Below are 20462 nucleotides of genomic sequence, written 5' to 3'. Positions count from 1 at the left end.
CGGTGGTCCATGATCTTCGGCGAGGCGGCGGACGGCCGCCGGGCGGGAGGTCGTGATGGACGCGGAGGACACCGCGTGGGAGCGCCGCAGCACCGTACGCGTGGTGCCGCCGGTGCGGGCCCGGAAACTGGCCAAGGTCCCCTTCGTCGAGCTGGCCGACGGGCGGCTCCAGGGCGTGGTGTCCAGCGGCTCGGACGTCGAACGGGTCTACGTCTCGTCGATCGCCGCCGGCAGCCACGCCTACCACTGCAGCACCAACAACAACCGGCCCTGCGGTGGGCTGCGCGGCACCCCCTGCAAGCACCTGCACGCCCTGCTCGACGAGGCGGTCCTCCAGTACGGCGTCGACCGGGTCGCCCGCTACCTGCGGATCGACCCCGGTGACGGGGCGAGCACCGGCGCCGACCTGCTCACCCGGCTGGACGGCCGGCACGAGCCCAGCCCCGCCGCCGTGGTCTTCGCCCGCTTCCTGCGTCACCTGTCCTACCTGGAACTGCCGGCGAGCACCGAGCCGGTTCCCGAGCTGCACTGGTTCCCGAGCTCCGGAAGGGGGCACTGATGCGGGGTATCCACCTCGCCGGGCTGCACGACGAACCACCACCGGGGGTGACCGACGCGCTGGAGGCGGTCGAGGGCGTCGACGGCGTGCTCGCCCACGGCCTGGCCCGACTGGGGGAACCCCAGCTCGCAGCCCTGACCGGCCTCGCCGGCGCGCTCACCGCCACCCCGCTCGGCGGCCGGGTCACCGAGGCGGTCGAGAAACTCTCGGTCGGGTCGGTCGCCGACGAGCACCTGGCCGCCCTGGCCGGCGCCCGGACCGCGCTGTTCGGCGCGGTGCACGACGCGTTGCTCGCCCGGGTGGACGGGGTGCTCGGCCGGGACCGGTCACCCTGGACCGGGCCGGTGGCCGATGCTCCGGACCAGGACACCGCGAACCTGCGGGCCGGCTGCCGGGCCTGGCTGCACGAGCTGGCGGTCACCGGCTGGCGGGGCGTCGACCAGGACCTGGTCGCCGCAGCCGACCGGCCCGTCGAGGCCGCGCTCGCGGTGCCCGCGCTGCGCCGGCTGGCGGTGCTCCTCGACGGGCTGGCCGCCGAACTGCGCGCGTCCTGCCCGGTGGCCGTGACGTCCCGGCTGCCCGCCCGCCGCTGGGCCGACCTGTGGAGCCGGGCGCTGCTGCTCGCCCAGGAGGCGGCACCGGCCACGCCGCCGCCGGTCGACGCGGTCGACGGCCGGCTGCTGCCGCTCGGCGTCGACGTGCACGAGCACGGCACCGCCGTGCAGGTCCAGGTGCACGCCGTGCTCGAACCGGACGGCGGCGGCCCGACCCGGCTGGTCCGGGCCACCGTCGGCGCCGCCCGGACGGACACCATCGTCGGCCCGGCGCTGTGGCGGCTGCTGGACGCCCACCCCGTGCTGCTGACCGCGCTGGCGCAGCACCGGGCGCTGCGGGTCACCGGCCTGCCCGCCCGAGGCGGCGACCTGATCTGGCGCGACGACCGGGCCACCCTCGACGAGCCCGCCGACCCGTTCGCCACCGCCCGGGTGCTGCTGGCCGGCGCCCGGGCCGCGCCCGTGCCGCCGCTGGACCGCCACCCCGCCGCCATCGCCGAACCGGTGCTGCTGGAGGGGTACGCCGTCAGCACCACGCCGACCGGTGGGACGACGCTGACCCTCGACGGCCAGCCGCTGGACGTCGCCGTGGACCGGCTGCCCGGGTGCGGCCCGCTCACCCCCGAGCTGGTGGTGGCCTCGTCGGCCTGTGTCGGCCTGCTGCGCTGGGACGCCGGCCGCTGGTCGGTGCAGCCGCTCGCCGTGCAGGCCACCGTCAAGCGCAAACCGGTCGAGGCGCACAACGGCGACTGGGCGTTGGGCGTGACCGACCCGAAGGTCGCCAAGGCCGAGGCGAAGGCCGGTGACGCCGTCGAGGTGCTGCGCGAACGCGCGGGAAGGCTGCTGCGCCGATGACCGACCTCGACCCGGCCCGCGCCGACGCCACCGCGCCGGCCCTCGTCGGCCCCGGCCCCGCCGACACCGCCGAAGCGGCGGCGCGCGCCGCCGAGAACCGCCGCCAGGTGCTCTACTGGCGGCTGCTGGCCCGCCTCTTCGACCCCGACGAGCAGCCCACCCTGGAGTCGGCCAGCGTCGCCGTCCTCGACGACCTCGGCCTGCCCACCGCGCTGCTCGACCCGGCGGTCTCCGTGGACACCGTCGTGCAACGCTTCCCGGCGCTCGCCGGCGAGCTGCGCGGCCTGCTCACCCCGCCCGACGCCGCCGACGAGGCCCCCGCCGTTGCCGCCGACGGGGCTCCCGCGGTTGCCGGCGATGGGGCCCCCGCTGTTGCCGCCGACGGGACTCCCACCGTTGTCGGTGGCGGGGGTGGGGAGGCGGAGGTGCGGCGGGCCGCGCTGGTGTCCAAGCTGCTGCTCAACGTCTTCGGCACCGGGTCGGGTGAGGTGACCGCCGGTCAGCTGGCCCGCTGGCAGTCCGACGCGGGCTGGCTGGAGCGGGCGCTCGGCGCCGAGCCGGGGCAGCTGCGGGGGCGCTCCGACGGCCTGGGACCGACCCTGACCGGCCTGGAGGGTGACCTGGTCCGCCGGATGCGGTTGCGCGAGGTGCTCGCCGATCCGGCGCTGGCCGCCCGGCTCACCCCCAGCATGTCGCTGATCGAGCAGCTGCTGCGGGACAAGTCGCACCTGTCCGGGGTGGCGCTGGCCAACGCCAAGGCGCTGATCCGCCGGTTCGTCGACCAGGTCGCGGAGGTGCTGCGGACCCAGGTGGAGCAGGCCAGCGTCGGCGCGATCGACCGGTCGGTGCCGCCGAAGCGGGTGTTCCGCAACCTCGACCTGGACCGCACCATCTGGAAGAACCTCACCAACTGGAGCCCCGAGGACCAGCGGCTCTACGTCGACCGGCTCTACTACCGGCAGACCGCCCGGCGTACCACCCCGGCCCGCCTGATCGTGGTGGTCGACCAGTCCGGGTCGATGGTGGACTCGATGGTCAACTGCACCATCCTGGCGTCGATCTTCGCCGGACTGCCCAAGGTGGACGTCCACCTCATCGCGTACGACACCCGGGCGGTCGACCTCACCCCGTGGGTGCACGACCCGTTCGAGGTGCTGCTCCGCACCAACCTGGGCGGCGGCAACGACGGGCCGGTGGCGATGGCGATGGCCCGTCCGAAGATCGTCGAGCCCGCGCAGACCGTCCTGGTCTGGATCTCGGACTTCTACGAGTTCGACCGCTCGCAGCCGCTGTTCGACGGGATCCAGGCGGTGCACCGCTCCGGGGTGCGCTTCATCCCCGTCGGCTCGGTGAACAGCTCGGGGCAGCAGAGCGTCAACCCCTGGTTCCGGCAGCGGTTCAAGGACCTGGGCACCCCGGTGCTCTCGGGTCACATCCGCAAGCTCGTCTTCGAACTCAAGAACTTCCTCACCTAGGAGACCCCTGAAGATGACCGACATGCTGCGTGCCCCCGCCGAGGTGAAGTACGCCGACGAGCTCGACTGGCTGGAGTCCGTCGACGCCGGCCCGAAGCCGTTCTCCTGGCGGCTCAGCCCCCGGATGGTGCGGCTGTTCGTCCTCGGCTCCGAGCGCGCCGACGGGCTCGACCGCGAGATCGCGCCGAAGTGGTTCGGTGACCGCAGCTTCGTCGAGCGGAGCATCGTCACCCTCGCCTCCGACCGCGGGCTGCTGCTCATCGGCGACCCGGGCACCGGCAAGAGCTGGCTGGCCGAGCTGCTCGCCGCCGCGATCTCCCGCAACTCGACCCTGGTCGTGCAGGGCACCGCCGGCACCACCGAGGACCACATCAAGTACTCGTGGAACGTCTCGATGGTGATCGCCCGTGGCCAGTCCCGGGAGTCGATGATCCCCTCGCCGATCATGACCGCGATGGAGCAGGGGTCGATCGGCCGGTTCGAGGAGCTGACCCGGTCCACCAGCGACGTGCAGGACGCGCTGATCTCGATCCTCTCGGAGAAGTACGTCTCCATCCCCGAGCTCGACGACGACAACATCGTCTTCGCCAAGCCCGGCTTCTCGATCATCGCCACCGCCAACAGCCGCGACCGCGGGGTCAACGACCTCTCCTCGGCGCTCAAGCGGCGGTTCAACTTCGTCCGCATCCCGGTGGTCACCAACAAGCGCAGCGAGGCGGAGATCGTCCGCTTCCGCACCGAGGAGCTGCTGCGCCGGCACCGCATCGAGCTGGAGGTGCCGCCCAACCTGCTGGACATCCTGCTGCAGAGCTTCGCCGACCTGCGCGCCGCCGCCGCGTCGGCCACCAGCGACGACGAGAAGCTGGAGTCCGCCCTGTCCACCGCCGAGCAGATCGGCGTGCTGGAGGACGCCGTGCTGCACAGCCAGTTCTTCGGCGACCGCACGCTGCGCGCCGAGACGCTCGCCGGCTCGCTGGTCGGGTCGCTGGCCCGGCGCAGCCCCGAGGACCTGGCCATCCTCAACAAATACCTGCACGGCGTGGTGGAGCCGCGCAGCAAGGCCGACGGCGGGCCGTGGGAGGGCTTCCTGACCGGCGGTCGCGAGGCGATCGCCACGTTGTCATGACCGCCGCCCCGCCGCCGCCGGGCGGCCCGTTCGCGGCGTTGCGCGCCCAGCTGGGCGACGCCGCCACCGCCTTCGCCGACACCCCGGACGCGCTGCACGGCATCCTCACCGGCATGGTCGACGACGTCGACCGGGCGCTCGCCGAGGAGCTGGAGATCTTCCCGGTCTGCCACCACTCGCCCGCCTCGGCGCTGGCCATGGTCCGCCGGCTGCGGGAGAAGCAGCCGAAGGTGATCTACCTGGAGCTCTGCGAGGACCTGGCGCCGCTACTGGGCGAGCTGCGTAACTGCACACTGCCGGTGGCCGTCCAGGCGTTCGCTTCCCGGGTCGACGGTCACCCCGCCGACTGGGCGCCGCTGAGCGTGGTCGCGCCGATCACCGAGGCGTCCGCCGAATACCAGGCCATCGCGTACGCGCTGGACACCCCCGGCGTGGAGCTGGTGCTGGTGGACCGCTCGACCGACCACGTGTTCCAGTGGCTGCCCCGCGACCGCGACGGCGTCGCGGACACCGACGCCCGACCGGCCGACGAGGACGCCGCCCTGCACGGGGACGCGGTCGGGGTGGAGATCGGCGACCTGCGGCCCGGCTTCGCCGAGCTGGAGGCGTACCTGCTGCACCACGGCCGGGTCCGGCACTGGTCGGAGTGGTGGGACCAGTACGTCGAACAGCCCCTGGCCGGTGCCGACCACGACACCTACCGCCAGGTGATGGTGCTGATCGGCAGCCTGTTCCGGCGGCTGCGCCCGGCCGACGCCGACCGGCTGGACCGCGACGAGGAACGCGAGCGGTACATGTGGACCCGGATCCGCCAGCACCTCGCCACCTCCGGCGTGCCGGCCGGCGAGTGCCTGCACGTCTGCGGCGCCTTCCACGCCGCCAGCCGGGTCGAGCAGTTCGGCACCGGGTCCGACGCCCCGCCGTACGAGATCACCCCCCGGACGGGCACCCACTGGCTCTACGGGCTCATCCCGTCCAGCAACTCCGCCATCGAGGCGCAGTTCGGCCTGGCGGCGGGCTCGGTCTCCGTCGCCGGGGCGACCTGGCGCAAGGCGGTGCAGCGGTCCGGGCTCACCCCGTACCGGCTGGACGGGCAGCGGGGCGGACGCCGCCGGGGCGGCCGGGCCCGCAAGGCCCTGCCGGCGGGCGACGGGCCGGCCGGGGACCGGCTCACCGGGTTCCTGTCCGCGCCACCGGCGCTCGACGCCCTGGACGAGGCGGAGCTGCTCGGCTGGAGCGTCGACATCGTCCGGCTGGCCCGGCGCAACGGCTACCTGGCCAGCACGGCCGACGCGATCGCCGTGTTCGAGACCGCGATCCTGCTGGCCGGCCTGCGCAACCGGGCCCGGCCCACCCCGTACGACTTTGCCGACGCGGCGGTGACCTGCATCGAGAAGGACGTGGTGCCCGGCCGGCGCGACGTGCGCCGGCTCTGCGAGATCCTGCTCGGCGGGGACCGGGTCGGCCAGGTCGGCTACGACGCTCTCCCGCCGCTGGCCCGCGACGTGGTCGACCGGCTGCGGCCGCTCGGGATCGACGTGGAGAAGCGCGGGGTGCAGCGGATCCTGCTGGACCTGCGCGCCCAACCGGAGCTGGCCGGCGGCTCGGACCTGCTGTGGATGCTGCGCCACCTGCTTCCCCCGGGCGTGCTCCGGCCGATCATGGGGGAGCGCCGGCTGGGGGAGCGGTCGGTCCAGGAGAGCTGGGACGTGGCGCTCGGCCGGCACCAGCGGACCCTGATCGAGTTGGGCTACGAGGGCGTCACCGTCGAGCAGGTGCTGGAGCAGCGGCTGCGTCGCTCCGTACGCGCCCCGCGGGCCACCGCCGCCGTCGCGCTGGCCGCCGTCGAGGACGCCCTGACCCTGCTCGGCGGGCGGCGGCTCGCCGACGAGCTGGGCGCGCGGGCGGTGGAGCTGCTCGCGGCCGAGCGCACCGTCGACGACGCCCCCGAGGTGCTGCGCCGGATCCGGCGGCTGCTGGCCCACTACCGGGCCACCGAGCCGGCCCTGCCGCCGTGGTGCCAGGACTTCGTCACCGCCGGGTACGCGCACTACTGCACGCTGCTGCCCACCGTGTTCGCCGACGAGGAGACCGGAATGCGGCAGGTCGCCGCGATGCTGGGCTTCCTGTTCGGCATGGAGTCGCTGGCGATGTCGCTGGGCTGTGACCGTACGCAGCTGGAGCTCGCCGTCGCCCAGTCCCACCCGGAGGCGCCGGCGAAGGTGGCGCTGCTCTGGGCCGCGCGGCACCAGCTCGGCCTGCTGCCCCTGGCCGAGCTGCGGGCACGCTGTGCCGACCTGTTGGCCAACCCGCTGGTGGTGCCCGCCTTCCCGCAGTACCTGAGCGGTCTGGTGCGGGCCCTGGAGCCGGTGCCCACGCTGGCGCCGTTCGTGGTCGAGGTGCTCTCCGGCGCGTTCGCCCGACTGCCGGACGCGGTGCTGCTGCCCTGGCTTCCCACGCTGATCGCCACGCTGCGGGATGAGGCCCGGGACCTGGTGCCGGCGTTGGTCCGGGAGGCGGGGCGGAGTCTCCCGGGCACCCTGCCCGCCCTGGACGCGTGGGTACCGCCGTGGCAGGCGCCGACTCCGCGACCCGTGACCGCGCCGGCCGCGCCGGTCGGCCCGGTGCACGACCTGCTCGTCGCGCATCCGGCGGCCTGTGACGCGGTGGCCGCGCTGCTCGGCTGTGCCGGCGACTGGCCGCCCACCGGGGCCGCCGCGCCGGCCGGCGGGACGGGCGAGGTCGGCGCGCTGCTGGCCGCCCACCCGGCCGTGCCGGACACCGTCGCCGCCCTGCTGGACCGTGCCGTGCCGGCGCCCTGACCAACGGCGGCTTGCCGCCGCGCCGGCCACGAGCCGGCGCGGCGGCCAGCGCGGTCACTCGCTGCGGGCGGTCTCCGGGCCGGTGATCCGGTCCAGCAGCGGCAGGGTCACCCCGATGATGGCGAGGCAGGCCACCAGCCCGGTCGCGACGACGGCGTAGAACCCGGGGCCGGGCGCGGTCAGGGTGTAGCGCATCTGCGCCCGCAGGAACAGGTGTGCGGCGAGCAGACCCACGCCCACCGCCAGCACGGCGACGGCGAGCATCGGCACCGCGCTCTCCAGCAGGACCACCCGGCGCAGGACGCGTACCGGCGCGCCGCCCAGGCGCAGCAGACTGAACGGGCGGCGGCGTTCGCTCAGCCCGCCGATGACGCTGACGGCCAGACTGCACCCGGCCAGCGCCAGGCTGCCGACGATGACGACGTCGGCCAACTGCTGCCAGCCACGCATCGTGTTGGCGAAGTCGGACTCGAAGTCGCCGGGCACGTTCGGCGCCACCCAGAACTGCGTCGGGTAGGCGATCTCCAGGACGGTCCGCGCGCGCTCCACCGTGGCAGCCCCGCCGTCCGTGCCGACGACGACCGACGTCACCGGCAACCGGCGCAGGCCGGCGGGGGACACCGACGACGTGGGCCACTGCCGGTCCGGCGACGCCGACTCCCGCCAGGGGAGGAAGTTGGAGGAAACCTGGGCCACGGCGGCGCCGGGGGCGCACCGGCCGTACGCCGGCGGCAGGTCGACGCAGGCGATCACCCCGTCGCCCTCCATGGTGAGGTCCGAGTTCTCTCGGACCACGCTGGTGGACCGCACGCCCGGGATCGCGCGCAGGTCGGTCAGCACCCGGTCGGGGACGGCGAGCGGTTTCTCGTTGAAGTTCGCCGAGAGCGTGCCGGCGGCGGTGGTGCCCAGCGGCGCGGGCCCGCGGTTGGCGACGATCGTGGTGATCACGCCGACGGCCAGGGTGGTGACGAAGAGCGCGACCATGATGCCGCTGATCGCTCGGAACCCGACCTTCGGGTTGTCGGCGAGCCGTCGGGCGGCGATCAGTCCGGCGGGCCGGCGGGTCCGGGCCGCCAGCAGCCGGGCGCCCACCATGGTCAGCCAGGGGCCGGCGAGGAGAAGGCCGCCCATCACCAGCAGGATGGCGGGCAGGAACAGCGCCGTCTGCCCGTCGCTGGTGCGGGGACGGTAGCCGTAGGCGACGAACAGCACGGCGAGGCCGAGGACCAGCGGGATCAGTCGGTACGCGCGCGGCGGGCGTGGGGTGACCCGCCGGGTGACGCCGAGCGGGGAGATCCGTACCCGGCGCAGCGAGACGTGGGCGGCGGTCGCGGCGCCGGCCGGGATGCCGAGCGCCACGATCAGGATGTCCCGCAGGTCCAGCGACATGTCGGTGGGGAAGAACCGCATGCCGGTGAACGGGATCTCGGCGAGCTGGCCGCGGACGGCGAGGAAGAGGGCGAAGCCGACGGCGGTGCCGGCGACGGCCGCCAGGCCGGCCTCGACCGCGGCGATCGTCGAGATCTGCCTCGGTGTGGCGCCGGCCAGGCGCAGCGCGGCGAAGCGCTGCTCGCGGCGGGCGGCGCTGAGCCGGGTGGCCGTACCGATGAAGATCAGCACCGGGAAGAGCAGACCGCCGGCGACCACGCCCAGGATCAGGTCCACGATGGTCTCCGGGATCTGTGGGGTGGTGTCGCCGACGCTGGTGAGTTGCCGGGCCCGGGGCTGCCTGGCCACCTCCTCGGGGGTGCCACCGACCATGATCACCAGGGCGTCTGGCGAGGGCAGCGCCGCCGAGCCGATCGTGCCCAGGTCGCGGGCCGGGTAGCGGTCGCGGAGCTGGTCGGCCGGGTTAGCGGCGATCAGCTCCCGCAGCGCCGGGGAGACGTAGAACTCGCCGGGACGCGGCGTCCCGGGTAGGCCGATCGGCGTGGGCGCGTCCGGCCCGGTCGCGGCGACGTCGACCCGGACGATCTGTTTCCCCTGGAAGTAGTCGTCCCGGGTCGACCACCACAGCGGATCGGCGTCGCCGCCGACGGACTCGCCGGGATACAGCGCCGCATACCGGGTGAGCTGGGCGTCGACGGCGTTGACGCTGGCCAGGGTGGTCAGCAGCAGCCCGGCGCCCACGGCGACGGCGGCGGCGATCAACACGAGGCGGGTGACCGCCTCCCGGCCGCCGGCCACGGCCAGGCGCAAACCGAGGCGGATCACGACGCGACCCGGTCGGGGGCGTTGATCCGGCCGTCCCGGACGATGACCTCGCGGTCGGCGTACGCGGCGACCCGCGGCTCGTGGGTGACCAGGACGACCGTGGTGCCCTGCTCGCGGGCGGCGGTGACCAGCAGGTCCATCACCTGTTCGCCGGTGAGCGAGTCGAGGGCGCCGGTGGGCTCGTCGGCGAAGAGCACCCGGGGGCCGGCGACCAGGCCGCGGGCCAGGGCGACCCGCTGGGCCTGGCCGCCGGACAGCTCTCCCGAACGGCGTTGTTCCAGGCCGACCAGGCCCAGCCGGTCGAGCCAGCCGTTGGCGGTACGCAGCGCCTCGGCCCGGCGTACCCCGCCGAGCAGCAGCGGCAGGGCGACGTTCTCCGCGGCGGTCAGCTCGGGCACGAGCTGTCCGAACTGGAAGACGAACCCGAAACGGTCCCGGCGCAGGGCGCTGCGCTGCGGTTCGGACAGGGTGTCGATGCGGTGACCGTCGAACCGGATCTCCCCGGCGTCGGGCACCAGGATGCCGGCCAGGCAGTGCAGCAGGGTCGACTTGCCCGAGCCGCTGGGGCCCATGACCGCCACGATCTCACCGGCGTCCACGGCGAGGCTCGCGCCACGTAGCGCGGGCGTGCTGCCGAACGAGAACTCCACGTCTCGGGCCTCGATCAGGGTGGTCATGGTCGCACCGTCCTCCGCAGGGCGTCCAGGCGGGCGCCGGTGGTCTCGATCCATCGCAGGTCCGCCTCCAGGTGGTAGAGGCCGTGGTCGGCCAGCAGCGCGTCGACCAGGCCGCCGGTGCGCTTGACCTCGGTCAGCTCGCGCATGCGTTGCAGGTGGGCGCGGCGTTGGGTGTCCAGGTAGTCCTCGGCGGGGCGGTCGAGCATCAGCGCCAGCACGACCTTGGCGAAGAGCACCGTCTGCAGGTGCGGCTCCGGCTCGACCGGCTGGATCAGCCACTGGTCGACCTCGGTGGCGCCCCGGTCGGTGATGACGTAGCGCTTGCGGTCCGGCCCGGCCCCGGGCTCCACATCGCTGATGACGACCTTGCCGTCGCGGGCGAGGCGGCTCAGCGTCGAGTAGACCTGGCCGTACGGCAGCGGTTTGCCGCGGCCGAAGAAGGTGTCGTAGTCGCGCTTCAGGTCGTACCCGTGGCGGGGTTCCTGCTCGAGCAGGCCGAGAAGGGTCAACGGAACACTCATGCGGCGACCATACACCCGGTGTATACCCCGAGTACATAGTTGCGGAGACGGGGCGGTCCGGTGTGTCCTGTCGATCCTGGGCGGTCCCGCTCGTATGAAGGGTGGGCGTCCGGCACCGGGCCGGCGGCTCTCGTGAGGAGAAGACCGTGAAGCAGTACCTGATCAGCATGTACCAGCCGGTCGGCGGCGAGCCGGACCCGCAGTTCCTGGCCGGGGTGATGCGCGAGGTCCAGGCCATCGGCGACGAGCTGCGGGCGACCGGCTCCTGGGTCTTCGGGCAGGGGCTGCACGCCCCGGACACCGCGACCGTGCTGCGCCCGAAGGACGGCGACGTGCTGGTCACCGACGGCCCGTACGCCGAGGGCAAGGAGCATCTCGGTGGCGTCACCATCATCACCGCACCGGACCTGGACGCCGCCCTGGAGTGGGGACGCCGGTACGCCCTCGCCACCACCCTGCCGATCGAGGTCCGCCCCTTCCAGGGTGAGGTCTGACCGCCTCCATGCCGCACGCCGACGACGTCGAGCGGGTGTTCCGCGCCGAGTACGGGCGCGCGGTCGCGGTGCTGGTCCGCCTCCTCGGCGACATCGACCTCGCCGAGGAGGCGGTCCAGGAGGCGTTCGTCGCCGCCCTGCGGCGCTGGCCGTCGACCGGAGTGCCGCCCAGCCCCGCGGGCTGGATCATCACCACCGCCCGCAACCGGGCCGTCGACCGGTGGCGGCGGGAGGCGTCCCGCCCTGGGCGGCACGCCCAGGCCGCCCTGCTGCACGCCCCCGACGTCCCCGCCGAGGAGGGGCCCGTGACCGACGACCGGCTCCGACTGATCTTCACCTGCTGCCATCCGGCGCTGGCCGCACCCGCCCGGGTGGCGCTGACCCTGCGCCTGCTCGGCGGCCTGACCACCGCCGAGATCGCGCGCGCCTTCCTGGTTCCCGAGCCGACGATGGCCCAACGCCTGGTCCGCGCCAAGGCCAAGATCCGGGACGCCGGCATCCCGTACCGGGTGCCCCGCGACGCGGACCTGCCGGCCCGACTCGACGCGGTGCTCGCGGTGGTCTACCTGATCTTCACCGAGGGGCACACGGCCAGCGCGGGGGACCGGCTGGCCCGTGCCGAGCTCTGTGCGGAGGCGATCCGGCTGGGCCGGCTGCTGGTCGAGCTGATGCCCGACGAGCCGGAGGCGCTGGGCCTGCTCGCGCTGATGCTGCTCACCGAGGCACGGCGGGAGGCCCGCACCGCACCGGACGGCGCCCTGGTGCCGCTGGCCGAGCAGGACCGGCAACGCTGGAACCGGGACCTGGTCCGGCAGGGGCAGGACCTCGTCCGCCGCTGCCTGCGGCGCGACCGGCCGGGCCCGTACCAGATCCAGGCGGCGATCAACGCCGTGCACAGCGACGCGCCGGACGCCGCCGGCACCGACTGGGCCCAGATCCTTCAGCTGTACGACCAGCTGCTGGTCCGTGCCCCCGGGCCGGTCGTGGCGTTGAACCGGGCCGTCGCGGTGGCCGAAGTGGCCGGTCCGGCCGCCGCGCTGGTCCAGGTCGACCGCCTCGACCTGGCCGGCTACCACGTCTTCCACGCGGTCCGGGCCGACCTGCTGCGCCGGCTGGGCCGCCGCGACGAGGCCCGGCAGGCGTACGCGACCGCCGCGGCGCTCACCGGCAACCGGGCCGAGCGGGACTTCCTGCTGCGCCGCCGTGACCTGCTGGAGGGTCCTCGGTGACGGCGTCGGGGTGGACGTGGGCGCGGGCCGGCGCCTGCTTCATGGGCGCTCCTCGGCCCTTCGGCCCTGCTCGACTTCCTCGGCCTGAGGGTGCTGGCGGCCGGGCCGGGGAGGCTGCTTCGCTGCCTACAGACTTGAGAGCGTGAACGACTCACGGAATCGCCGACGCCCTGCCGGTCGCCGACGAGCCCAGGGAGGTCGGGTCATCGGCAATCGGTCGAGGAAGCGCCGGGGTGTCGGCGGCGGCCACGGTCGAGGAAGCGCCGGGGTGTCGGCGGCGGCCACGGTCGGGCAAAGCGTCCGAAGAGCGTCGGTGGCGTCAGCCGATGGCGAGGCGGACCGGGCATCCCGGGAGTTACCTGAGTCGTTCGTGCTCTCAGGTCTGTAGCGTCCCGGAGTGATGCCGGGCCGGCGCTGCAGGGTTGGTCCGCGTCCCCGAGTGATGCCGGCCAATACTGCGAGACCTGTCTATGCCCCGGCAGTGACACGGGCCGGCGCTGCGGGATCGGTTCGCGTCTCGGCCACCGCAATCGGCCCGCTGAGGTGCCCACCGTCGCCGCGGCCCGCCCCGGCCGGCTGGTCGGCTCAGTCGAGTCGGTCGGCGGCCAGGGTGCGCAGGATGCGCGCCAGGTCGGCGCGGTCGGCGGCGCTGAGCTCGCCGAAGAGCCGCTCGGCCTCGGCGGCGCGGGCGGCACGCACGGCCTCGCCCACCCGGTCCCCCTCGGCGGTGGGTGCCACGAGCGTGGCGCGCCGGTCCACCGGGTCTGGCCGGCGTTCGACCAGCCCACGTTCCTCCAGCCCGTCGACCACCTCCGTGGCGGAGCGCGGGGCGATCCGCAGGTGGTCGGCGAGCGCGCCGAGGCGCATGCCGCCGTGGCGGATCAGCACCTGTAGGGCGCGGCCCTGCCCGGGCGTGATGTCCCACGGCTCCAGGGTCTGCCGCGAACGGTGCCGCAGCCGGCGGGCCACCTCCCAGAACGCCTCGGCGAGGGGCTGCTCGTCGTCGTCTCGAGGTGCTGCCGCGGTCACGGGAATACGGTAGCAGGACTTCCTGTTGCAGCCTCATGATGAGGTAACCTCAGTATCAGTCGACCGGAAAGAGGCACCCCTCTTGGACTCACCCACCGCGTACCCCCTTGAAGGCCGCCGGGGCGGCCGCGACGCCGGCCGGCAGGCCACCCCCGCCGAGAAGGCCCAGGCCCGCGAGGTGTCGCTGCGCCGGATCGGCCGGCTCTTCACCGACCACCGCTGGCAGCTCGCCGCCGTCACCGCGATCATCGTGGCTTCCTCGGTGCTCGCCATGGCGTCACCGTTCCTGCTCCGTGCCGTGATCGACCGCGCGCTGCCCGAGCGTGACCTGACCCTGCTGGTCCGGCTCGTCCTCGGCATGGTGGCGGTCGCCGCCGTCACCGCCGCCCTCGGCGTCGTGCAGACCTGGATCTCCACCCGGGTCGGCCAGCAGGTCATGCACCGCCTGCGCACCGACGTCTTCCGCCACCTCCAGCGCCAGTCCGTCTCCTTCTTCACCCGCACCCGCACCGGCGAGGTGCAGTCCCGGATCACCAACGACATCGGCGGGATGCAGTCGGTGGTCACCTCCACCGCCACCTCGATCGCCGCGAACCTCACCACCGTGATCGCCACGGCCGTGGCGATGGCGGCGCTGTCCTGGCGACTCTCGCTGGTCTCCCTGGTCGTGCTGCCCCCGTCGATCTGGCTGTCCCGGCGGGTCGCCCGGCTGCGCCGGACCATCACCGCGCAACGCCAGCGCGAACTGGCCGACCTCAACGTCACCGTCGAGGAGAGCCTGTCGATCAGCGGGGTGCAGCTGAGCAAGACCCTCGGCACCGGCCCGGCCCTGGTCGACCGCTTCACCGCCTCGTCGGCCCGCCTGGTCGACCTGGAGCTGCGCTCCGAGCTGGCCGGACGGTGGCGGATGGCCTCGATGAGCGTCATCTTCGCCGCCATCCCGGCGGTCATCTACCTCAGCGCAGGCCTGCCCGGCACCGCCGGCACGCTCAGCATCGGCACCCTGGTCGCCTTCACCGCGTTGCAGGGCGCGCTGTTCCGGCCGCTGACCGCGCTGCTCAACGTCGGCGTCTCGCTGACCGCGTCGCTGGCCCTGTTCGCCCGCATCTTCGAATACCTCGACCTGCCCGTCGAGGTCGACGAGCCGGCCCACCCGGCGACCGTCGACCCGGCCCGGGTCCGCGGTCACGTCCGGCTCAAGGACGTCACCTTCACCTACCCGGGCAGCGACACCGCCGCCGTCGCCGGGGTCACCCTCGACGTGCCGGCGGGCGGCAGCCTGGCCCTCGTCGGCGAGACCGGCTCCGGCAAGAGCACCATCGCCGCCCTGCTCAGCCGGCTGCACGACCCGACCGCCGGCCGGATCACCATCGACGGAATCGACCTGCGCGACCTGCGGCTGGCCGACCTGGCCGCCGTCGTGGGCGTGGTCAGCCAGGAGACGTACCTGCTGCACACCACGGTGCGGGAGAACCTGCGCTACGCCAGGCCGGACGCCACCGACGCCGAGATCGTCGAGGCCGCCCGCGCGGCACAGGTCCACGACCTCATCGTCGGGTTGCCCGACGGGTACGACACCGTGGTCGGCTCACGGGGCCACCGGTTCTCCGGCGGCGAGAAGCAACGCCTGGCCATCGCGCGTACCCTGCTGCGCAACCCGCGGGTGCTGATCCTCGACGAGGCCACCAGCGCACTGGACACCGAGACCGAGCGGGCCGTGCAACGCGCCTTCGACGCCCTGGCGCAAGGGCGTACGACGATCACCATCGCGCACCGGCTCTCCACCGTGCGGCGCGCCGACCAGATCGCCGTCGTCGATCACGGCCGGATCGTCGAGACCGGCACCCACGACACGCTGCTCGACCGCGCCGGCCGGTACGCCACCCTGGCGAGGTGAGGCGCCCTGGGGGTGCGGGGCGGGCTCAGGCGGCGCGGCGTACCCGGGGATCGGCGAGAGCGCGGGCCGCGGCGGCGAGCACCCCGCTCGCGCACAGCGTCGGCGCGCCGACCAGGAAGTCCTCCCGGTCCATCCACTCCACCTGCTCCACCCCCGGCCGGTCCAGCAGCGCCTGGTCCAGCGACCACGGCGCCTCGTCGGAGTAGCAGTCGTGCGCCTCGTCGCCGACCCGCAGTCCCCAGTGGAACGGCCCCAGCCGGTCAGGCCCGGCGTCGGACTCGTCGTGCGGCTCCAGCCAGTGCTCCTGCGGCTCCGCCGGGCTCACGCCCACCTTCCGCGCCTCGATCAGGTCGGCCAGGCGCACCGGCGGCTCGCCGGCCTCGTCGACCGGCAGCAGCAGGTCGGTCAGATCGTCGGCGTGTTCGGGGCAGGAGCAGTCCGGCCGGCGGGGCGGTAGCCCGAGGCCGGCGGGCGGGGGAGAGGTGAGCATGGAACGCATCGTAGGGGCAGGACGCCGCTCTGTGGTCCCCGCCGACTACCCCCTGTCGAAGGGTTGATGAACAATCTGCCACCACGGTCGGATGCTCTCGTACCGGGGATAAGCCGCGAAGCGGACCGCTCGACGTGCCGTCCGACCGGAGGAACGGCATGGTGAGTTACCGAACTGTCGAGCTGTGGGCGGGCGGCCCCACCGTCGCCGAGGGAGTCCGAGGATGTCGTCTGAGCAGGACGCGGTCCGAAGCGACGGCGGCGTTGCAGGGCTGCCGGTGCCCACGGGCTGGGCCGGGCCACAGACGTCCGTACCCTTCACTGCTTCGATGGTCGGACTGGGCGTGCTCGCCCTGGGCATGGTGGCCGGCGTGGTGTCCGCGGCCCGGTCCGGCGACCGGGGCGAGGCGGCGCTGCTGGCGTTCGGCGCGGTCTTCCTGGGCCTGGTGGTCGGCTTCTCCGTCCGGTCGCGTCGGCTCCGCGCCGGCCGGGGGCACCCGCCCACGCTGGTCGACGACCCGCAGGGCGGCCGGGGGGTGCGGTTCGGCTACGCGACCGCGCCGTACGTCTCCCTCGGTGCTCTGCTGGTGCTGGCCGCGCTGGTCACCGCGGTCGTGGCCGTGACCGCGATGTTCGCCGGGATCGTCGGCGTGCTGCTCGGCGTCGGCCCCGCGGCCCTCGCGGTGCTGCTCGGATGGTTCGTGGGGACCATGCTCCGGCTGGCGCCGGGGGAACTGGTCCTGTCGCCGGCCGGGATCCGGCACCGGGCCCTGGTCCACACCCAGTTCGTGCCGTGGCGGGACGTCTACCAGGTCTCGGCCGAGAGCGTGAACACCCCGCTCCTGGTGGTGAAGGCGAACATGTCAGACGACACCCGGATGCGGCGGCTGACGGGACGGTTCGGCACCCTGGAGTCCCGGCTGCTGCCGTTCGTGGCGGTCCGGCCGTACTGGCTGGCCGGCGATCCGGTGGTGGTCTATCACGCGCTGGCGTCCTACCACTCCTGCCCCGATCTCCGCTCGGAGCTGGGAACGGAGGCCGCGGTCGAGCGGATCGCGGCGGGACGGGCGGTCGGCGCGAACTGAGGCGTGGCCGGCGGGGTCCAGGCATGCGCGTGCCGCGCGGTCGCTCAGCCCGATGATGAGGCAGACTGGCTCGGCGTGAGCCCAGTGAGCCGTGGCCGGCGCCGCAACGCGAAGAAGCGATCAGTTCGCGGCGGTGCACCGCTCGTCGTGGTCGGTTCGCCGCAGGAGTGCGACTGCCCGTTCTGTGCCGACGCCCAGCCGGCGTCCGCCCAGGTCGGTGCCCTGCTGCCGGAGGCGATCGACCTCGACGTCATGCAGGAGCCGTTGGAGGTGGAGGTTCCTGCCGCAATGCTGCTGGCGATCGGGTCTGCCCTGGACGTCGACTTCGATCGAGCCGTGCGGGAACAGTTCGTGCCGACCTTCGAGGCACAGGCCACCCCGCAGGCGCGGGCCATGCTGTCGGCGCTCGGCTCGGTGGCCGACGGTGAGGCCGGGCGGGCGGCGTCGGCGGCGGCCCGCAGGCTCGCCGAGGCCGGCGTCGGTGCCCCGCCCTGGCTCGCCGAGCTGGACGCCCCGGTCACGGTCGACCAGCGCTTCCGGTACACCGATGCCGAGGGGTTCAACCTTCTGCTCACTGGCAGGTTCCGGCGGGCCGGCCGATCGCACGTCGCCGTCGTCGTCATCGACGACTGCGACTGCGGTGCCGCCCGCGACATCCTGTTGGTCGACGCCGACGGGTGGGATGCGGCGCGCAACGCGCTCCTGTCCGAGATGCGGGCCGGCGGCGTGGACGTCACGGAACGCAAGCTCCAGCCGGCCGGCTTTCGCCGAGCTGTGGAGGCGGCGCTGGACAACTACGCCGACCACGACGAGGACCTCGGGGGCCCGGGCGGCCCGCCCGAGGAGGAGGGGCCCGGCACTGCCGCGCTGGCCCTGCTGCTGCGCAGTTGGCTACGGGGGCTTCCCGCTCCCCGGACAACGAGCCGGGGCGACCTGCGCGACGGCGAGTTGACCGTTGCCTCCATCTCGGCGCTGCTCGACATCATCGCTCCCGGTGCGCCCGTCGGTGCCGTGCCCGGTCCGCGACGCCCGGCGGCACTGCCGGGAAAGCGGAGGAAGTCGGCTGGCCAGGCCCCCATCTATCAGGTCAAGGTGAGCCTGCGCGGTGCCCGCCCGCCGATCTGGCGGCGCCTCCAGGTGCCCGCCGACGTCGGCCTCGCCCGGCTGCACGAGCTGATCCAGGTCGCCTTCGGCTGGACCGACAGCCACCTGCACGTCTTCGAGACCCCGTACGGCAGCTTCGGCCGTCCCGACACCGACCTGGGCCATCGCGCCGAGTCGCGGGTCACCCTGGAGCAGGTCGCGCCTAACACCGGGGACAGGCTGCGTTACACGTACGACTTCGGCGACAACTGGGAGCTCGACATCCTCGTGGAGAAGGCTTTCGACCGGGACGCGGCCGAGGCGTACCCGCGGTGCGTCGGCGGCCGGCGGGCCGCGCCGCCGGAGGACTGCGGCGGGGTGCGAGGGTACGCCGAGCTGGTGGAGATCCTCGCCGACCCGACGCACCCGGAGCACCGGGAACGGCTGGAGTGGCTGAGCCTGGACAACCTGAACGACTTCGACCCGGCGCGGTTCGAGGCCGCCGCGGTGACCGTGGCTCTGCAGCGGGTGCGATAGGGCCCCGTGTCACGGCCATACCGGGGCCCAACCGGGATCTTCTGGGGCTGACCCCCGGTCCCGGTCAACCGGGACGTGATGTCGGGCCCAGGCGTTCGCGGTGTCGGTCCCGAAAACGCGACTACGGCCGGCCCCGGAGCGGGGCGGCTCGGTCAGACGATGGTGCCCTGGACCACCTCGGAGATGCCGGGGACGCCGTCCCGCACGATCGCGCTGGCGCGGGTGAAGACCGGAGCGCCCGGACGGGTCACGTAGGGCATCACCTTGACCTCCTGGCGCAGCTCCGCCTTCGTGTAGACCGTCTTGTGATAGCCACGACGGGTGTTGCCCACCTTCAGCCACGGGCTGGCCGCCATGCGGTTCCGGGCCCCGTTGTCCTGCTCCGAGCCGTCGCCACCGGAGGTGACCGAGGTGGTCATGAAGTCGGCGCCGACGACCGGAGAGCCCGGCTCGTCGAAGTTGACCAGCAGGTCGGAGGCCATGTTCCAGTGGCCGTTGCCGGCCATGTGCACGAAGTTCCGCACGCCCAGTTCGTGGATCCGGGTGAGCAGGTGGGTGCGGTACCACGCGTACCCGTCCCACGGGTCGTTGGGCACGTTCACCGCGGGGCCGGCAGCCGAGTCCTGCTGGGCCATCTGGACCGGGTCGGCCATCACCCGCCAGCGCACCGACCTGTCCGCCAGGCCGTTGAGCAGCCACTGCTCCTGGGCGTCACCCAGCATGGTGCGGCCCGGGATCCAGCGATCGGTCGCATTGGTCGCCGGGTCGTTCTGGAAGGAGCGGTACTGGCGGGTGTCGACCATGTGCACGTCGGCGAGGCGCCCGAACCGTAGGCGGCGGTACGCCTGCACGTCCGGCCCGACCGGGCGCTGAGCCCTACGCAGCGGAAGGTTCTCGTACCAGGCCTGCAGAGCCGCGGCGCGGCGCGCCAGCCACACGTCACGATCCTGGTCGGGCTCGTTGTCGATCTGGGACCGGTCCGCGGCCCAGTTGTTCTCGACCTCGTGGTCGTCGAAGACGCAGAACAGCGGCGCCGACCGGCGGGCGGCGATCAGATCGGGGTCCGCGTTGTACTGGCCGAAACGCACGCGGTAGTCGGCCAGATCCCAGATCTCCTTGGCCGGGGCGTGCGGGCGGCCGATGGTGCCGGCCCCGGCGCCCTCGTAGATGTAGTCACCCACGTGCATGATCAGGTCGACGTTCTCGTCGGCGATGTGGCCCAGCGCCGTGAAGTAGCCGGCGGTGAGGTTCTGGCAGGTGGCCAGCGCCGAGGTGAACGACTCGATGTCGGCATCCGCTGCCGGCGCCGTCTTGGTCCGACCCACCTGGCTGATCTCGTTGCCGACGCGGAAGCGGTACCAGTACTCGCGGCCGGGCTCCAGGCCGTCGACCTCGGCGTGCACGGAGTGGCCCCACTCCGGGGTCGCCAGCGCGACACCGCGACGGACGACCGCCCGCGCCGAGAAGGACTCGTCGGTCGCCACCTCCCATTCGACCGGGATCCGCTGGCGCGGATCGCGCAGGCCGCCGAGACCATCCAGGGCGGTGGGCTCAGGTGCCAGGCGCGTCCAGAGCACGACGCTGGTGGGCCACGGATCGCCGGATGCGACGCCACAGGCGAACGGGTTGGATCCCACCCGCGGATCGGCCGACGCCACCAGCGGCGGAGCCAGGACCACGGAACCGGCAGCGGCGCCGGCGATGAGGAACGAACGACGGGACAGCGACATACGAGAGACCTTCCAGAGGAAACCAGGTCGGTCGGAAACGTAGGCGCGGCAGGTGGCCGCCTCTTGAATGGCGAACAACGCCCCGG

The 20462-nt window shown here is 73.7% G+C and carries 16 protein-coding genes; 10 read left to right on the top strand and 6 right to left on the bottom strand.

Features of this window, described 5'->3' with window-relative positions:
* Positions 1–55: 55 nt before the first annotated feature.
* Genes GA0074704_RS19860 through GA0074704_RS19840 form a run of 5 tightly spaced genes read left to right on the top strand, consistent with a single transcriptional unit; the run spans position 56 to position 7391 of the window.
* Positions 56–559 (top strand): hypothetical protein, encoded by a 504-nt coding sequence (locus tag GA0074704_RS19860; protein ID WP_088971889.1) that lies wholly within the window; start codon positions 56–58, stop codon positions 557–559.
* Positions 559–1968 (top strand): hypothetical protein, encoded by a 1410-nt coding sequence (locus GA0074704_RS19855; RefSeq protein ID WP_088971888.1) that lies wholly within the window; start codon positions 559–561, stop codon positions 1966–1968. The genes GA0074704_RS19860 and GA0074704_RS19855 overlap by 1 nt, the downstream gene beginning before the upstream one ends.
* Complete coding sequence (locus tag GA0074704_RS19850; protein ID WP_088971887.1) at positions 1965–3443, top strand: VWA domain-containing protein; 1479 nt, start codon at positions 1965–1967, stop codon at positions 3441–3443. The genes GA0074704_RS19855 and GA0074704_RS19850 overlap by 4 nt, the downstream gene beginning before the upstream one ends.
* A gap of 13 nt (positions 3444–3456) precedes the next feature.
* On the top strand, positions 3457–4569 hold the full coding sequence (locus GA0074704_RS19845; RefSeq protein ID WP_088971886.1) for an ATP-binding protein: 1113 nt from the start codon (positions 3457–3459) through the stop codon (positions 4567–4569).
* Complete coding sequence (locus tag GA0074704_RS19840) at positions 4566–7391, top strand: DUF5682 family protein (protein ID WP_088971885.1); 2826 nt, start codon at positions 4566–4568, stop codon at positions 7389–7391. The genes GA0074704_RS19845 and GA0074704_RS19840 overlap by 4 nt, the downstream gene beginning before the upstream one ends.
* 54 nt (positions 7392–7445) lie before the next feature.
* On the opposite strand, the gene GA0074704_RS19835 is transcribed toward GA0074704_RS19840, so the two are convergent.
* From GA0074704_RS19835 to GA0074704_RS19825, 3 genes are read right to left on the bottom strand one after another with little or no spacing between them, the layout of a single operon-like run.
* On the bottom strand, positions 7446–9605 hold the full coding sequence (locus GA0074704_RS19835) for an ABC transporter permease (RefSeq protein ID WP_088971884.1): 2160 nt from the start codon (positions 9603–9605) through the stop codon (positions 7446–7448).
* Positions 9602–10282 (bottom strand): ABC transporter ATP-binding protein, encoded by a 681-nt coding sequence (locus GA0074704_RS19830; RefSeq protein WP_088971883.1) that lies wholly within the window; start codon positions 10280–10282, stop codon positions 9602–9604. Before GA0074704_RS19830 ends, GA0074704_RS19835 begins: the two co-directional genes overlap by 4 nt.
* Complete coding sequence (locus GA0074704_RS19825; protein WP_088971882.1) at positions 10279–10803, bottom strand: PadR family transcriptional regulator; 525 nt, start codon at positions 10801–10803, stop codon at positions 10279–10281. Before GA0074704_RS19825 ends, GA0074704_RS19830 begins: the two co-directional genes overlap by 4 nt.
* A 146-nt stretch (positions 10804–10949) precedes the next feature.
* On the opposite strand from GA0074704_RS19825, the gene GA0074704_RS19820 reads away from it, so the two are divergent.
* Both GA0074704_RS19820 and GA0074704_RS19815 read left to right on the top strand, forming a co-directional pair.
* Entirely contained in the window at positions 10950–11297 is a 348-nt protein-coding gene (locus tag GA0074704_RS19820) for a YciI family protein (protein WP_088973827.1), read from the top strand.
* An 8-nt stretch (positions 11298–11305) separates the two neighbouring features.
* Complete coding sequence (locus GA0074704_RS19815; protein ID WP_088971881.1) at positions 11306–12526, top strand: RNA polymerase sigma factor; 1221 nt, start codon at positions 11306–11308, stop codon at positions 12524–12526.
* Between the two features lie 585 nt (positions 12527–13111).
* Here the strand turns inward: GA0074704_RS19815 and GA0074704_RS19810 are convergent.
* Entirely contained in the window at positions 13112–13555 is a 444-nt protein-coding gene (locus GA0074704_RS19810; RefSeq protein ID WP_088971880.1) for a MarR family winged helix-turn-helix transcriptional regulator, read from the bottom strand.
* A 178-nt stretch (positions 13556–13733) separates the two neighbouring features.
* On the opposite strand from GA0074704_RS19810, the gene GA0074704_RS19805 reads away from it, so the two are divergent.
* Positions 13734–15452, top strand: a complete 1719-nt coding sequence (locus tag GA0074704_RS19805; protein ID WP_172880947.1) for an ABC transporter ATP-binding protein — start codon at positions 13734–13736, stop codon at positions 15450–15452.
* 25 nt (positions 15453–15477) lie between these two features.
* On the opposite strand, the gene GA0074704_RS19800 is transcribed toward GA0074704_RS19805, so the two are convergent.
* The gene (locus GA0074704_RS19800) at positions 15478–15942 is read right to left on the bottom strand and encodes a hypothetical protein (protein ID WP_088971878.1); all 465 of its coding nucleotides are present in this window, start codon (positions 15940–15942) and stop codon (positions 15478–15480) included.
* 328 nt (positions 15943–16270) lie between these two features.
* Between GA0074704_RS19800 and GA0074704_RS19795 the strand changes: the two genes are divergently transcribed.
* Together GA0074704_RS19795 and GA0074704_RS29515 are read left to right on the top strand one after the other, a co-directional pair.
* Entirely contained in the window at positions 16271–17026 is a 756-nt protein-coding gene (locus GA0074704_RS19795) for a hypothetical protein (protein ID WP_088971877.1), read from the top strand.
* 75 nt (positions 17027–17101) lie between these two features.
* On the top strand, positions 17102–18646 hold the full coding sequence (locus GA0074704_RS29515; protein WP_157743731.1) for a plasmid pRiA4b ORF-3 family protein: 1545 nt from the start codon (positions 17102–17104) through the stop codon (positions 18644–18646).
* Positions 18647–18798: 152 nt separating this feature from the next.
* On the opposite strand, the gene GA0074704_RS19785 is transcribed toward GA0074704_RS29515, so the two are convergent.
* Entirely contained in the window at positions 18799–20376 is a 1578-nt protein-coding gene (locus GA0074704_RS19785; RefSeq protein WP_088971875.1) for an alkaline phosphatase D family protein, read from the bottom strand.
* Between the last annotated feature and the right edge of the window lie 86 nt (positions 20377–20462).

The organism is Micromonospora siamensis (assembly GCF_900090305.1).
In the GTDB taxonomy this organism is placed as follows: Bacteria; Actinomycetota; Actinomycetes; order Mycobacteriales; family Micromonosporaceae; genus Micromonospora; species Micromonospora siamensis.
The sequence above is the reverse complement of the archived record's forward strand: the minus strand, read 5'-3'. Positions and strand labels throughout refer to the sequence as shown.

Coding starts and splice junctions, on each gene's coding strand:
- GA0074704_RS19860 (WP_088971889.1), top strand. CDS start 56: ATGGACGCGGAGGACACCGCGTGGGAGCGCCGCAGCACCGTACGCGTG.
- GA0074704_RS19855 (WP_088971888.1), top strand. CDS start 559: ATGCGGGGTATCCACCTCGCCGGGCTGCACGACGAACCACCACCGGGG.
- GA0074704_RS19850 (WP_088971887.1), top strand. CDS start 1,965: ATGACCGACCTCGACCCGGCCCGCGCCGACGCCACCGCGCCGGCCCTC.
- GA0074704_RS19845 (WP_088971886.1), top strand. CDS start 3,457: ATGACCGACATGCTGCGTGCCCCCGCCGAGGTGAAGTACGCCGACGAG.
- GA0074704_RS19840 (WP_088971885.1), top strand. CDS start 4,566: ATGACCGCCGCCCCGCCGCCGCCGGGCGGCCCGTTCGCGGCGTTGCGC.
- GA0074704_RS19830 (WP_088971883.1), bottom strand. CDS start 10,282: ATGACCACCCTGATCGAGGCCCGAGACGTGGAGTTCTCGTTCGGCAGC.
- GA0074704_RS19825 (WP_088971882.1), bottom strand. CDS start 10,803: ATGAGTGTTCCGTTGACCCTTCTCGGCCTGCTCGAGCAGGAACCCCGC.
- GA0074704_RS19815 (WP_088971881.1), top strand. CDS start 11,306: ATGCCGCACGCCGACGACGTCGAGCGGGTGTTCCGCGCCGAGTACGGG.
- GA0074704_RS19800 (WP_088971878.1), bottom strand. CDS start 15,942: ATGCTCACCTCTCCCCCGCCCGCCGGCCTCGGGCTACCGCCCCGCCGG.
- GA0074704_RS19795 (WP_088971877.1), top strand. CDS start 16,271: ATGGTCGGACTGGGCGTGCTCGCCCTGGGCATGGTGGCCGGCGTGGTG.
- GA0074704_RS19785 (WP_088971875.1), bottom strand. CDS start 20,376: ATGTCGCTGTCCCGTCGTTCGTTCCTCATCGCCGGCGCCGCTGCCGGT.